Raw genomic sequence first — 13,994 nt, 5'->3', positions numbered from 1 at the left:
TTATTTATTAACAGTAAACCCGTAATTTTCAAATTGTTTTAAAGAAGATTTCTTTTGAATGAATTTTAGGAATTTTTCAGTTTCATCACTATGTTTTGTTTTAGCAAGTTTTGCAACTGGGTAAATAACAGGTTCATCTAATAAACTATTTTCACAGGTTGCAAGGACTTTTACATCTTTACTGCTTTTAGCATCTGTTGAATAAACAATACCTACTTCACTTGAAGATGAAGCAACCCAGTTTAATACTTCAGTGACATTTCCCCCTAAACTATATTTTGAACTTAAAGCATCATATAGCCCTAAATGAGTTAATGCCATTTTTGCATATTGACCAGCAGGTACAACTTCAGGATCTCCAATCGCAATTGTTTCTGCTTTTGCGATATTAGCAAAATCTTTTACTTCTGTTGTTGTTTGTTTACCAGTAATTAAAACCAGTTTATTTTCTAATAAATCAACAACATCCTTTTTATTAATGTATTTTTCATCAACAAGAGCATCCATTTGTTTTGTTGCTGCAGAAAAGAAAACATCTGCCTTTAATCCTTGTTCAATTTGAATTTGTAATTTACCACTTGAATCATAAACTCCTTGAACTTTGATATTTGGATTTTCTTTTTCAAATTCAGGAATAAGTTTGTCTTCAAACGTATTTTCCAAACTTGCTGCAGCAGCAAATGTCAATGTTACTTCTTCTTGTTGATCTTGAGTTGATGAACAACCACATAAAGTAACAATCATTAATAAGCTACACATTAAACTTAATAACTTTTTCATTATTCCAATCTCCCTCTTTTTATTTTTAATTTATTATCACACATCATTTCCATTTCCTTTGGACTATGTGTTACAAACAGACATTTCTTTTGATATTCAATTAATTTTTTCTTTGTTTCATTTAAAAGCATTTCCTTTAATGATTCATCTAAGGCACTAAAAGGTTCGTCTAATAAAACAAGATTTGTATCATAAACAAGTAACCGTGCTAAAGCAACGCGTTGTTTTTGTCCTCCTGAAAGCTGACGAGGATATCTTTTTTGTAAATCATCTATTTGAAAGTCTTTCATGATTTGTTGAACTTTTTCTTTAATCACTTGTTTATCTTCATGATGTGCTTTTAAAGGAGCAGCAATGTTTTGATAAACATTCATATGATCAAATAATGCGTAATTTTGAAACATGTATCCTATTTTTCTTTTTTGTGGGGAAATATTAATTTTTAAATCACTGTCAAATAAAACTTCATCATCTAAAACAATACGTCCTGCATCCGGTGTCATAATTCCAGCAATACATTTTAAAACCATACTTTTTCCACTTCCACTTGGTCCCATTAAACCAAGGCGGTCTTCATGACTTTCAAAACAGACATCTAAATCGTATTCTGACAATTTTTTAAAGATTACAACTTCTAATTTCATCTAAAAACTCCTTTTTTTCTTAATAGAGTATTGATAAACATTGACACCAACAACAGCTATCAAACAAACAACAACGATAATAAAAACATAAACACCTGCATTATCGTAATTTCCTGACATGACTTCACTATAGACCGCTAAAGGTAAAGTTCTTGTTTTTCCAACTATATTTCCTGCAAGCATAGCCGTTGCTCCAAATTCCCCTAAACCTCTTGCAAAAGATAGAACACCCCCACTAATAATTCCTGGCATAGCTTCAGGTAAAATGACTGTAAAGAAAATGCGTTTTTCTGACATTCCCAGTGTTCTTCCTGAATCAATCAAATCATGATCTATTTGTTCCATGGCCGCTTTGGCACTACGATACATTAAAGGAAAAGAAATCACGACAGCAGCAATAACCGTTGCTGAAAAACTAAAAGTAATTTTATAATGAAAAACATGGAGAAAAAGTTTTCCAATAGGTTGATTAACCCCAAAGATCATTAATAAGAAAAATCCCATAACTGTTGGTGGTAAAATAAGAGGCATGGTAAAAATACCGTCTAAAATAATTTTCGTTAAATCATGTTTTCGATTCAACGTCCATTTTGCAAGAAATAAACCTAAAAAGAAAGTAATGACAATTGTAATAATTGCTGTTTTTAAAGAAATATAAAGAGGTGATAAATCAACCATCTTTTCGAGCACAATCATGTGCCTCTCCTTTTAAAATTTCTAACCCATGTTTTAAAGGATCAATAATAATATCTAAACTTTCTTTAACAGCTTTTAAACTTCCTGGCAAATTAATAATCAACGTTTTGTTTCTTAAAACAGATACCCCTCTTGAAAGCATGGCACGATTGGTATATTTCATTGACTCATAGCGAATTGCTTCGCTGATACCTGGTACATTTCGTGTTGCTACTTTTAGTGTGGCTTCTGGTGTGACATCCCGCATACTTAACCCTGTCCCACCAGTGGTAATAATCAAATCATTATGACAACGATCTGATAAATTAATCAATGCTTGTTCAATTAGCTTTTGTTCATCAGGTAAGATTTCATAAGAAGTGACATAATAGCCTCTTTCTTTAAAATAATCTTGGATGTAAGGTCCACTTAAATCCTCTCTTTGACCCTGACTGCCTTTATCAGAAAGTGTTAAAATTGCCACACGTAAACGTTTATCTCTTTCTTTTAAAACTTCAACTGAGTCATTCAACTGAATCGTTCCTCCTTTTAAAACACGAGAAAATAAGCCATTTGTGGGCATAATACATTTTCCTACTTGATGATAAATAGCACAATGGTTATGACAGCTTTTCCCAAGTTGAGTAATTTCAAGAATAACATCACCTATTTTAAGACGTGTTCCTATTTCAATTTCATTAAAATCAATTCCTGAAATAAGTAAATTTTCACCAAAAGCACCATCTTCAACAGTAGAACCCATTTTCTTAAATTCTTCTCTTGTTTCATAAGATAACAAGGAAACTTGTCGATGCCAAGAACCTGCATGAGCATCATTTTTAAAGCCATGATTTTCAATAACTTCAATTTTTTCAACAGGTATTTTTGCCGTTCCTTTTTTTTCACTTAAACAGATTGCTTTTACTTGTCCTGCCATTTAAAATCACCACTCTTTCCACCACTTTTACTTATTAAATGAATATTTCTAATTTCCATTTCTTTACTAACAGCCTTTGACATATCATAAATAGTAAGTAGTGTAGCACTCACACCATGGAGTGCTTCCATTTCAACCCCTGTCTTTCCCAAACATGTAACTTGACAATAAGTTTCTATCAATTCTTTTTCATGATTAATATGAAAATCCACGGTAATCTTACTTAGAAGTAAAGGATGGCATAATGGAATAATATCACTGGTTTTCTTTACTGCCATAATTCCAGCAATTCTTGCCACTGAAAGAACATCACCCTTTTTCATTTGATGATTTTCAATTTTTTCAAGTATTTCTTGACCAACACAAATTTCACCATAAGCAATTGCTGTCCTTTGTGTTGTGTCTTTTGAAGATACATCTACCATAATGGCATTTCCTTTTTCATCAAAATGTGTAAAATCCATATTATCCTCCTATTTCATTCATTTTTGTATAAGAAACATCCTCTTCAAAATGATGTTCTTTTGGTTTTAATTCAATTGCTTTTTCAAGATGCAAACGTAATTGTTTTTCATTATTAAGATACGGTTTTAAATCATGCATTTCTTCATAAAATAAACACGGCTTGATCTTTCCAGTACTTGTTAAACGAAGACGATTACATTGATGACAAAACTTATGATGAAGAGCTTCAATAAAACCAACATAACCTTGATAACCATTTATTGTATAATAATGCGCAGGACCATTGCCTAATTTATCTAGACTTTCTTGAATTGGATATTTTTTTAAATAATGGAGAACATCTCTCATTTTTTGATTACGCTGTTCTTTATTTAAAGGCATGAGTTCAATAAAACGCAACGCTATTTTTTTATCTTTAATAAGCATCAACATATTTTCCAAGCGATTCATTGTAAAAGTATCATCGACAACACAATTTATTTTTACAGGAATTTGTAGCTTATAAGCATAAAACAAATTATCTAAAACTATTCCTAAACAATCTTGTTGTGTCAATAAAAAATATTCTTTTAGATCAAGAGTATCTATTGAAAAATTAATACCATCTATTCCTATTTCTTTTAAACAATCTAAATCTTCTTTAGTAAATAAAGAGCCATTGGTTGTTAAAGTGACCTGGACATTTCGTTTTTTTAATTCTTTAATAAAGAAAAGATAATCTTTTCTAATTGTTGGTTCCCCACCTGTAATTTTAAATTTATTGATTCCTAATTGGATAGCTTGATCAACAATGAGTAATAATTGTTCATAAGATAAAATATCTTGATGTTTTAATTTTCGTGGATGATCATTTTTACAATAAGCACATTGAAAATGACAACGATCTGTAATGGAAATACGCATATAATCTATTTTTCTTTGATATAAATCCAACATAAGCCCTCCGTTATTTTCAAATGAGAATAACCCTATAAATAATTTAATAGATTATCTTGCAAATTTCAACAAAATATTTTAGACAAAATAAAAAAACTAGAATTATTTCTAACTCTAGTTTTCGATAACTAATGTGTATGTCCTTCAACAGCGACAATATCTTCTGGATTTTCAGCAATTGCTTTACAAGCAGCTTCAATTCCTTTAACAATTGTATCAAGTGATAAACTTGGTGCATTTGTTGGACGGTTAGCAACTTGACTTGTAATAAATGGTACATGCATAAATCCACCTCGCATTGATGGGTATTTTTTAGCAATTGTATAAAGAACACCATACATTAAATGGTTACATACATAAGTTCCTGCTGAATTAGAAACACTTGCAGGAATATCTGCTTTTCTAATTTCAGCAACCATTGCTTTGATTGGTAAAGATGAAAAATAAGCATTTTCTCCATCTTCAAAGATTGAACCACTTAAAGGTTGATTTCCTTCATTATCAGGAATACGTGCATCATTAATATTGATAGCCACTCTTTCTGGTGTTAAGTCAAATCTTCCACCTGCTTGTCCAATACATAAAACAACATCAGGATGTTCTTTTTCAATAGCATTTGCAACTGTATCAATTGATTTATAGAAAACAGTTGGTACTTCTAATTTAACGATTTCAAGATCACCAATTTTGTCTTGAACACGTTTGACAGCTTCTAAAGCTGGATTAATTTTTTCTCCTCCAAAAGGATCAAATGCAGTTAATAATAATTTCATTTCATTTCCTCCTAGAAAGCTAATACATACATTAAAACAATGTGTACTGCTAACATAATTAACGCAACTGGTAATTGTGAAATTATTATAGCATATTTACTCTTCGTTTCCAATAAAGCCGCTGGCATAATATTGAAGTTTGCAGCCATTGGTGTCATTAAAGTACCACAATATCCTGCAGTTAACCCTAAAGCACCTACAACAACTGGATTTGCTCCTTGAGCGATTAAGAATGGATAACCAATACCCACTGTAATAACTGCAAAAGCAGCAAAACCATTACCCATGATCATTGTAAATAAAGCCATACCAATGCAATAAACAGCAACGGCAATAAAATGATTTCCTTCAGGAATAATAGCACCTACTCCTGCAGCAATAACAGCACCTACTCCTGCAGCTGTAAATAATGAACCTAAAGCTGCTAAAACTTGTGGTAGGATACCTGTTGTTCCTACGTTATCTGTTAAACGAATACCATCCTTAAATGGTAAAGAAAATTTAGGTTTGAAAATAAAGTAAGCAACAATTAAACCAACAATAGCACTAATACCAATGGCATTGTTTGCTCCTAAATTTGTAAAGAATGTTGCAACAACAACTGCTGATAAAGCTAAAACAACAGGTGGAATAAATGATTTATATCCATATTTATCTGCGTTTTCTCTTGTTTCTTTAGCAGTAGGAATATTCATTGCTGCTGGTTGTACTAAACCAGTAGCAGTTAAGATAGCTAAAACAATAATACATGCCCCTGTAATCCATGTAGGAATATAAGGTCCAACAATGAAGGTAATAGCTAAAATAAACCAAAAGATTGCTGTTGTTGTTCGTTTTTCAACTTCTTTATTTTTTAAAGCACTGACTCCCGTAAAAGCAAAAATAAGTCCAATAATACAATAGAAAACTTCTGCTAAAATTGTACTTGTATTCCAATCTATTTCTAACATACTATTTTTCTCCTCCTTGCTTTTTACTAAAACGTTTCTTTAATTTACGATCATACCATAAAGCATAACCAATACCCACAATAACTGAAATAATAGCAATTGGAATTGAATTTAAAGCAATTTGATTAGCAGTTACTTCTTGAGCAATATTATGTGATTTGAAGATTTCATTTAAAGTCGAAACAATTAATAAAGTTCCTGATGAACCCATGAAACAGTTTTGAGCAAAGAAATTCCCATAGTTTTCTGTTCCTGCTGCCATCCCCTTAATTTCATCTTCAGTTTTTTCATCAATATCTCCATATTTAGCAATTGCACATGCTTGTGCCATTGGGTTGATTAAAGGACGGATAAATTGTGGATGTCCTCCAATACGTAATGAAAATGCTGAAGCAATTGTACGAATGACTTGCCAAATAGATAATAAACGACCTGTTGTTGCACTCTTGATACCTCTAATAAAATCAACAGCTTTATCGCGAAGTCCCATACGTTCACATATACCAATAACTGGTAATGTTAAAATAAATAATGTTGCTGTACGGTTTGTAAGGAAAGCAGCTCCAAGTGTTGATAAAATATCCATAATAGACATTCCACCAACTAAACCAGTAACGATACCTGCAACAACTACAGTAGCTAATGTATCAAATTTTAAAGCAAAACCAATGATAACAATAACTATCCCGACAAGTTTGATAGCGTCTCCCATTATAAAATTCCTCCTTAGTGACTGTAAAATTATATACTGAATTCATCTTTTTTGCAAATTATTCTACATAATTAAAAAAATGGCATCTTTTCTGCCATTTTCGTTATTTATTGATTACATTTATCGATAGGATATTTCTTTTCATTCATTGCCATTTTCATATCAACAATTTCATCAACATCTAAATTAAGTTTGTCTAATAAATCCTGACTATAAATAATTACATCTGCTAATTCTTCTTTAACATGTTGTAAATCAAAATTTTCTTCATCCCATTGAAAACATTCTAAAAGTTCACTTGCTTCTATTGAAATAGATTTAGCAAGATTAGCAGGTGAATGAAACTTTTCCCAATGACGATCTTCTGTAAATTTTCTAATACGTGTTAATGTCTTTTCTTTCATTCTCATTTTCTCCTATTATTTCTTGTTCTAACTTGACATTATTTTTTAACATATAATCAATCAATTCATTTTGATTTTCTTTAAACGATAACAATCTCTTTCGATCATTTTGAGTTAAAGGCTTTGTATAATCCTTGTATTTCTTTAACATCTCTATATTCATTTTATACATTTGAAAAGGAATTTGCGTTTTCTTTATTAAAGATTCATAGATATTGAAGCCACCTGCATCGATATCGCCAAAATGAAAATAATGAACGCTTTCTCCTAAAAAATCATAAAGACATTTTAAAAATGCTTCAATTGCATGATTATGAAAACCATTTGTAAAAATATAGAAAGTGTCTTTTAAAGATACATCGTGAAAAGATGTTAAATTTTCGATAGTCATCACCTGTTTTGCATCAATTCTTTTTATTTTTAAATCTTTGATACAAATACTCGGTAAGACAAAGTAATAATGCATTTCATTCAAATTAATGATTTGTCCATTGATTTGTAAAATAGCATTTCCTTTTAAATAAACATACGCTGGATTTTTTCTGATATAAAACGCTTCAAAAATATCATTTTCATTATCTAATGTATCATCATAAAAATCTTTAATAATATGAACAATTTTATTTTTATACTTTTCTAACTTTTTTGTATCACCCAATACTTTTTCAGAAAATCTTCTAAAAGAGATTTCATCTTTTTGATCAATCATTCCCTTTAATATTTTCATAACATTTTCTAAATCATTTTCATCATAAACTTTTAAATAAGGCAAAAGACTTTGTTGATGAATCGCCCTTTTTTTCATTTCATCAACAAAATCTTTAATAAATGTCTCTTCCTGATATTGATCAAGTAATTTTACATAATGAATTATTTTCTCTTTAACTGGTACTCTTTTTAATTCTTTATAAATTCGATCAAGACAATTTTCTTCTTGATTTAAAATGAGTTCTCTATCTCCTAAAATGCTCTTTTTAGAAAATTCAACAAATCCTTGAGATTGTAATTGAAAAGCAATATTTTCTAATTCATTTGTTTCTTCATAATGAAAGCTATGTCCATATTCAGGAAATTTTTTATGCAAAACAATAGAAATCTTTCTTGGTTTTTCACTTTTTCCTTTATAATAACTACTTTTTTCATAACGATCAATAAACTCATTTAAGATTTCATTTCTATAATTGTTCATCTTTAAAACCTTCTACAAAAGATTGTTGTCCCTGTTTAATGACAAGCAATCTTGTATTAACATAAGGAATAATCGTACTTGCTCTTGAAGGTGGTACTGCAATAAATGTTTGAATTTCACGTTCATTGTAGAATTTAATCATTTCTTGAATTCTTTGTTCATCCATATTATTGAATGCTTCATCAAAAATAACGACACAACCAAAATCTTCATTTTGATTTCGGTTACGGATAACTTGTTCAAAACTTGCTGCCATAATAACATAGAATGGTGTTTGTGTTTCCCCACCAGATTTTTCTTTATTGACTTTTGAAAAATAAGCAAAGTCTCCACTTGCATATTTGATTTTAATATCATAGTCTAAGTAATTACGATAGTCTGTATATTCCATGAGCATTTGTTCAGTTTCTTGATCATTTTCTACAGAAGATAATTTAATAAATAAATCATCCATAATTCTTCTTTGACTTTCACTTAATGTTTCAGATAAAAGATTATTCACCATATATTCTTTTCCTGATTGGATGATCTTATAGTATTCTTTAAAATCATCTCTTGAAGTTGGTGAAACACAGAATTCATAGGTTTCACCATTAAAATCTCTTTGTGCTAATCCTTTATTTAATTCAGCAATATCTTTTTTTGCATTTTCAATTTTTTCATTTAATCCAGAAATAAAAGATGTTTTAAAAGATTCCTCGCATTTAAGTTTTGCTTGTCTTGTTTTTTCTTCTTTAGAAACAATATCCATCTCCTTTAATTGATGGTATCTTTGTTTATAACTTTCAATATCTGTTAAAGCATTTTCAAAACCAATATTATATGCATCATTATAGTCTTTCATTTTCATGACTATTTGATTTTCAATTTGGTTTGCCTTTCGTTGATAACCGTTTCCTTGTTGTTCAATATCATTTTTCATACCATTAAAATCTTTAGAAAAACGTTTTAAATAAATAACGACTTGTTGATCAGCTACTTGAGTAACATCAACATGCTCCATTTCAAATTGAACTATTTTTTCATGTAATAATTGATATTCTTCTTGAGTTTGTTCAAGTTGTTCTTTAAATGTTTCTAGATTATTTTCAAGACTTCCTTTTTTCATAAGTGAGTCTTCTTTTTCTCTTTTTGTTTTTTCAAGTTGTTTTTTTACTGCATCACATTCTTCTTGTAAAGAAATAAGTGAATCATCTAAAATTAATTTTTCATAGCGATCATTAATTTCTTGATATTCTTTTAGTAAATTATGATATTCATCAATTAAATCTAAGCGATAGAAGATATGATCTGCTTTGGATTGATTTAATAATGCTTGACCATTTTTTAAATCTTCATAATTTGCTTTTTGTAATTTGATTTCTTGTTTTAGGTTTTCCAATTCTTGTTCAATTGTCGCTAATTGAATTTTAATAGCACCTAATCCAATGTATGGTTTATTGTAAATACGTGGATTGATTGCACGTGCTGTATAATTTTTATAAAGCATACATGTTGGCGTAATCGCTGTATCATAATTTCTAAGTTGTGTAACATCATCGACACATTGTACTTTAGAAAGCAACATGTTGACATACCATCTAGCATATGTATTTTTACAATCTAATTGACTTGCAAGGGTGTCTTTAACATCCACATCTTCATATCTTGACATTTTCGCAACATCAACAATTCCTACACCATATATACCTCTTTTATTTTTATATTCTTCATAAACAAGTAATGCATATTCAAAATATTCTGGTTCAATAATTAAATCAAATCTTTGACTATTAAGATATCCTTCTAATGCATTTCGCCATTTTTCATCTTTAACTTCAATATATTCACATAATGGTTTAACTTCAATTGTTTTTCCATAATGACTTGTAAGTTTTTCATTTAATAATTGAATTAATTCTTGAATTTCTTTTCTATAATAAAGTTGATTTTCTTTAAGAGAATCATATTCTTTACAATATTCATTAAAACGATCAACTGTTTGTGTCATTTCAATTTTTAAATGTGATATTTTTTCAGTAACATCCTTTGTTCTTTTAGAAACTTCTTCTACAATATTTCTAAATGCATGTGTCAATGTTTCTGTTTGATAATCTTGATTTTGAAGAATTTGGATATAACTATTTGGTATTTTTACTTTCTTTAATAATTGTATTTCTTGTTTAATTTCTGTTATAAGAGTTTGATAACTGTTTTCTTTTTTTTCTTTTTCTTTTTTGAGTTGTTCACTTTCTTTTTGTAATTCATTTTTTAAATTATAGGTTTCGTTTTCTCTTAATGATTCATCTAAACGATGATATCTTTCTTGATAAGTTTCTTCATCTTGATTTAATTGTGTAAGTTTTTGTTGTACAAAATTTAGCTGATCGTTTATTTTTTGATATTTCTTTTGACTATTATCAATAATAGCTTGTAATTGCTTTTCTTGTAATTTTTCTTTTAAACATTCTAAAACATCCATTTGAAAGTGCGTATCTAAATAAGTGTCATATTGACTTACAACACCTTCTAATGATTCACATTCTTTTTTAGATATTTTTAATTTTTCTTCAAGAACTTTATAGTGTTTGATACTGTCTCTTAAATTTTGAATATCAACAAAGTCTTCTTTTAATAAAAAGTCAACAATGAATTGATAAACATTATCAATCGCTTTAAAAGCAAGTGCTCTCGTTACTAAATCAAAATATTTACTTTTAACACCTAAAGCATTTCCAAATAAACTTTCTCCTTCTTTAATTGTATCTTTAAAAATACCTGTTTGTTGATGATCAATTAAAGCTTTTTTAAATTCTTTTCTCGTCAAAACTCTTCTTTCTTCAATAAATGCTACATCGCTGATTTTACAATCAATAATTTGAAAAAAATCTCTATTTAATCTTCCACCAGCTGGTAAATCAATAACAGTTCCAATAATTTGATATTTTTCTGTTTTTTCATCATAAAACTCTAATGCAATATAAGTTGTCACATCACCATTTCTAACAAATTCATGCCCTTCAATTCCTGTTTTACAACGAATATAAGACTCTAATGTACGATTTCCAATATCACTTGCTGCTTTATTAAATTTACATTTACCAGCAGTTAAAACATATTGAATCGCATCTAAAATTGTAGATTTCCCTGTTCCATTTTCTCCAGTAATTAAGGCATTTTTATAGATTTCAAATTCTTCATTAGAAAAAGTATGCCAATTAATCAGTTTCACTTTCGTTAATGTTTTCATCGTGATCTCCTTTTTTATATTGTTGAATACGTTGATTGATTTCATCTATTTTTTGAATTGGTAAAATATAATTAATTGTTGGATAAATAATTAAACGTGTATCATCTTCGTTTAAATCACCAATACGTTCACATATATTATATCTTGACAAGAAATGATAGATATTTTTTAAATCTGTCTTTTTTAGACGTTCGTTATAAATACCAGTTGCTTCTATTTCACTATGAAGTTCCCCAAGGGAAATATGAATAAATTCAGTATCTTGTAACTCTTGTGATTTTTGAAAATAAAGTTTTCTAAGTAACAATAAAACAATTGTTTGCATTTGATTAAGGTTTAAATGATTGTAATTATTTAAATTATGGATATAGATTACACGGTCTGCTTTATATAAATGAAAATCATAATCAAGCATCATTAAAAAATCTTTAAATAGTTGTTCATTTTCACTAATAAAATAATAATCTTCGCGATCTCTTTTTCTTCCACCACAAATAAAATTAACCGCTAATAATCGATTTAAAATACGTGAAAATTCTTCTTTTCTTTTTTCAGATAATAACAAATATGCCTGTGACATATTTTTCATCAGTTCATTTTTATTCATCTTCAACTCTCCTTATTATAAATTCTCTAAATTGATAATGATCTTTCTTTATAATATTTTCTTGTGGTTCTATTTTATATCGAGCATTTTGACTATAACCATAAAGCCATGTCAAAATAAATAAAGATAAATCTTTATTTTGATCATAATAATTTGAACCCAATATTGTTTCTTGTTGATCCAAACATTGTAAAACATTTTTTTCAATGGCTGTTTTTGTATATTTTTCATTTTGTTTTAGTTTTTCAATCGCCATTAAACGTGTTTGTTCATCTAATTGTGTATCTAAAATCAAATCCATATTTTTAACTTTTTTTATTTGTCGTGGTAAATATAAAGAATTTTGATCTAAGTATTTATTAATTGAAATCGTTGCTACTTGATCAAACACTTCTGGACATTCTTGCCCTTCTTTAATGATGTCATTGATTTTTCCGCCAATATCTTCTTTTACATTCATTAAAAACATAATACGATTTGTTGCTGAAGCAACAAACTTTTCATTTTTACGATTGATTTCATTAATTAAATCTAAAATACTTTCAAAGGCATCAATAATATAAGATGTTTGTTTATAAAACAAATCCATTGCCTCTTGATAAGTTAAATCTTTAGAAAGCATGATATTTCCTATAATCGTTTCAGATGTTGCTTGATCATCTTGTATTCTTTGAATTTGAGAAATGATACTATTACGATATTTTAAAGGATGATCTTTAGTTGTTAGATTATAAAAAGCACGATCTACTATCTTTAATTGATAATCACTTAATAAAGAATCTAAAATTTGATTTAAATCATTTTTCATATTATCTTGAACAAGACGTTTGATATAACGCTTAATATTTGTATTCAAATTTTTTAATTTTGTCATTAAACTTTTTGTCATACTATATTGTGCATCAAGAATCTTATGGCCATTTTCAATATCAAAATTTTTAAACTGCGAATAAATACTATAAACCATACTTGAGTATTCTATGTCTCTGTCTTCTTCTAAATTCATTAAAGTTTCAATAATACTAATAGCATAATCTTCAAAACTAGCATACACATGATAGTTTTCCCCTACTTCTTCACTCAACCAACCACATTCTTTTAATCTTCGATAAACATAAAAAGCACGTTCTCTTGGCGATTGACTTTGAAGTTCTTCAAGTTCAATTAAGTGACTACTAAAATATTTTGTTAACTCATAAATCAAGTTTTCTTTTAAAGATGCAAAGGATGCATCATCCTTAATATACTCATAAAGAACACAAATACATTCACTGATAACAACACGATCAGCTGTATTAAATATATTAAAAAAGTTTCTTGGTAATGTATCAAATATATTAACCATGGTTACCTCCAATCATTAAAAACTCTTTTTTATTTATAAATAGCTTTGCAATTATAACATTTTTTAAGTTATTAAAAAAGATGCTTTCGCATCTTTATCCTTTTAATCCTCTTGATTGTCGATCCATATCTTCAATAACAATATCATAGACTTCACCAAGTGTTGAACAATATTCTAAAACCTTCCATGGTTCATTTGTATGAAAATGAATTTTAATCAATTCATCATCTCCAACAGCTAACAAGCAATCTCCCTTAAAATGTGTTGTAAAATATTCACTAATTTCATCTTCATTTAGATTTTTTCCTTCAATCAATAATTGTGTATCATATTTAAATTCTAACATAG

At 28.6% G+C, this 13,994-nt stretch carries 15 protein-coding genes; all 15 read right to left on the bottom strand.

Features of this window, described 5'->3' with window-relative positions:
• Positions 1–780, bottom strand: coding sequence for a molybdate ABC transporter substrate-binding protein (gene modA / locus HUU89_RS01975; RefSeq protein WP_217498394.1), 780 nt, complete (start codon positions 778–780; stop codon positions 1–3).
• On the bottom strand, positions 780–1,424 hold the full coding sequence (locus HUU89_RS01970; protein WP_032089998.1) for an ATP-binding cassette domain-containing protein: 645 nt from the start codon (positions 1,422–1,424) through the stop codon (positions 780–782). Before HUU89_RS01970 ends, modA begins: the two co-directional genes overlap by 1 nt.
• The gene (gene modB / locus HUU89_RS01965) at positions 1,425–2,120 is read right to left on the bottom strand and encodes a molybdate ABC transporter permease subunit (protein WP_254697678.1); all 696 of its coding nucleotides are present in this window, start codon (positions 2,118–2,120) and stop codon (positions 1,425–1,427) included.
• Positions 2,095–3,036 (bottom strand): MOSC domain-containing protein, encoded by a 942-nt coding sequence (locus HUU89_RS01960; RefSeq protein ID WP_175300866.1) that lies wholly within the window; start codon positions 3,034–3,036, stop codon positions 2,095–2,097. Before HUU89_RS01960 ends, modB begins: the two co-directional genes overlap by 26 nt.
• Positions 3,021–3,500 carry a cyclic pyranopterin monophosphate synthase MoaC gene (gene moaC, locus HUU89_RS01955; protein ID WP_032089996.1) on the bottom strand — a complete coding sequence of 160 codons (480 nt, stop codon included), beginning with the start codon at positions 3,498–3,500 and terminating at the stop codon, positions 3,021–3,023. Before moaC ends, HUU89_RS01960 begins: the two co-directional genes overlap by 16 nt.
• 1 nt (position 3,501) lies before the next feature.
• Positions 3,502–4,437: a GTP 3',8-cyclase MoaA gene (locus HUU89_RS01950; protein ID WP_175300865.1), complete on the bottom strand. Its 936-nt coding sequence runs from the start codon at positions 4,435–4,437 to the stop codon at positions 3,502–3,504.
• A 128-nt stretch (positions 4,438–4,565) separates the two neighbouring features.
• Positions 4,566–5,210, bottom strand: a complete 645-nt coding sequence (pcp, locus tag HUU89_RS01945; protein ID WP_032089994.1) for a pyroglutamyl-peptidase I — start codon at positions 5,208–5,210, stop codon at positions 4,566–4,568.
• 11 nt (positions 5,211–5,221) lie between these two features.
• Entirely contained in the window at positions 5,222–6,160 is a 939-nt protein-coding gene (locus HUU89_RS01940) for a DUF979 domain-containing protein (protein WP_032089993.1), read from the bottom strand.
• Between the two features lies 1 nt (position 6,161).
• Positions 6,162–6,872 (bottom strand): DUF969 domain-containing protein, encoded by a 711-nt coding sequence (locus tag HUU89_RS01935; protein ID WP_032089992.1) that lies wholly within the window; start codon positions 6,870–6,872, stop codon positions 6,162–6,164.
• A 107-nt stretch (positions 6,873–6,979) separates the two neighbouring features.
• Positions 6,980–7,276 (bottom strand): nucleotide pyrophosphohydrolase, encoded by a 297-nt coding sequence (locus HUU89_RS01930; RefSeq protein ID WP_032089991.1) that lies wholly within the window; start codon positions 7,274–7,276, stop codon positions 6,980–6,982.
• Entirely contained in the window at positions 7,248–8,465 is a 1,218-nt protein-coding gene (locus tag HUU89_RS01925) for a Wadjet anti-phage system protein JetD domain-containing protein (protein ID WP_175300864.1), read from the bottom strand. Before HUU89_RS01925 ends, HUU89_RS01930 begins: the two co-directional genes overlap by 29 nt.
• Positions 8,452–11,694 carry an ATP-binding protein gene (locus tag HUU89_RS01920; RefSeq protein WP_175300863.1) on the bottom strand — a complete coding sequence of 1,081 codons (3,243 nt, stop codon included), beginning with the start codon at positions 11,692–11,694 and terminating at the stop codon, positions 8,452–8,454. Before HUU89_RS01920 ends, HUU89_RS01925 begins: the two co-directional genes overlap by 14 nt.
• A complete protein-coding gene (locus HUU89_RS01915; RefSeq protein WP_022002533.1) occupies positions 11,663–12,301 on the bottom strand; it encodes a DUF4194 domain-containing protein in 639 nt (212 codons plus the stop codon). The genes HUU89_RS01920 and HUU89_RS01915 overlap by 32 nt, the downstream gene beginning before the upstream one ends.
• Positions 12,294–13,646: a Wadjet anti-phage system protein JetA family protein gene (locus tag HUU89_RS01910; protein WP_175300862.1), complete on the bottom strand. Its 1,353-nt coding sequence runs from the start codon at positions 13,644–13,646 to the stop codon at positions 12,294–12,296. Before HUU89_RS01910 ends, HUU89_RS01915 begins: the two co-directional genes overlap by 8 nt.
• 94 nt (positions 13,647–13,740) lie before the next feature.
• Positions 13,741–13,992 carry a kinase to dihydroxyacetone kinase gene (locus HUU89_RS01905; RefSeq protein WP_119363289.1) on the bottom strand — a complete coding sequence of 84 codons (252 nt, stop codon included), beginning with the start codon at positions 13,990–13,992 and terminating at the stop codon, positions 13,741–13,743.
• Between the last annotated feature and the right edge of the window lie 2 nt (positions 13,993–13,994).

The organism is Faecalibacillus sp. H12, assembly GCF_013361255.1.
Lineage (GTDB): Bacteria > Bacillota_I > Bacilli_A > Erysipelotrichales > Coprobacillaceae > Faecalibacillus > Faecalibacillus intestinalis.
This window is presented reverse-complemented; position numbering and strand designations above follow the sequence as displayed.

Bases quoted from the DNA above. Each gene is read 5' to 3' on its own strand.
- HUU89_RS01940 (WP_032089993.1), bottom strand. From the start codon at position 6,160: ATGTTAGAAATAGATTGGAATACAAGTACAATTTTAGCAGAAGTTTTC.
- HUU89_RS01910 (WP_175300862.1), bottom strand. From the start codon at position 13,646: ATGGTTAATATATTTGATACATTACCAAGAAACTTTTTTAATATATTT.
- HUU89_RS01935 (WP_032089992.1), bottom strand. From the start codon at position 6,872: ATGGGAGACGCTATCAAACTTGTCGGGATAGTTATTGTTATCATTGGT.
- HUU89_RS01905 (WP_119363289.1), bottom strand. From the start codon at position 13,992: ATGTTAGAATTTAAATATGATACACAATTATTGATTGAAGGAAAAAAT.
- HUU89_RS01960 (WP_175300866.1), bottom strand. From the start codon at position 3,036: ATGGCAGGACAAGTAAAAGCAATCTGTTTAAGTGAAAAAAAAGGAACG.
- modA (WP_217498394.1), bottom strand. From the start codon at position 780: ATGAAAAAGTTATTAAGTTTAATGTGTAGCTTATTAATGATTGTTACT.
- HUU89_RS01920 (WP_175300863.1), bottom strand. From the start codon at position 11,694: ATGAAAACATTAACGAAAGTGAAACTGATTAATTGGCATACTTTTTCT.
- HUU89_RS01930 (WP_032089991.1), bottom strand. From the start codon at position 7,276: ATGAAAGAAAAGACATTAACACGTATTAGAAAATTTACAGAAGATCGT.
- pcp (WP_032089994.1), bottom strand. From the start codon at position 5,210: ATGAAATTATTATTAACTGCATTTGATCCTTTTGGAGGAGAAAAAATT.
- HUU89_RS01925 (WP_175300864.1), bottom strand. From the start codon at position 8,465: ATGAACAATTATAGAAATGAAATCTTAAATGAGTTTATTGATCGTTAT.
- HUU89_RS01950 (WP_175300865.1), bottom strand. From the start codon at position 4,437: ATGTTGGATTTATATCAAAGAAAAATAGATTATATGCGTATTTCCATT.
- HUU89_RS01915 (WP_022002533.1), bottom strand. From the start codon at position 12,301: ATGAATAAAAATGAACTGATGAAAAATATGTCACAGGCATATTTGTTA.
- modB (WP_254697678.1), bottom strand. From the start codon at position 2,120: ATGATTGTGCTCGAAAAGATGGTTGATTTATCACCTCTTTATATTTCT.
- HUU89_RS01970 (WP_032089998.1), bottom strand. From the start codon at position 1,424: ATGAAATTAGAAGTTGTAATCTTTAAAAAATTGTCAGAATACGATTTA.
- moaC (WP_032089996.1), bottom strand. From the start codon at position 3,500: ATGGATTTTACACATTTTGATGAAAAAGGAAATGCCATTATGGTAGAT.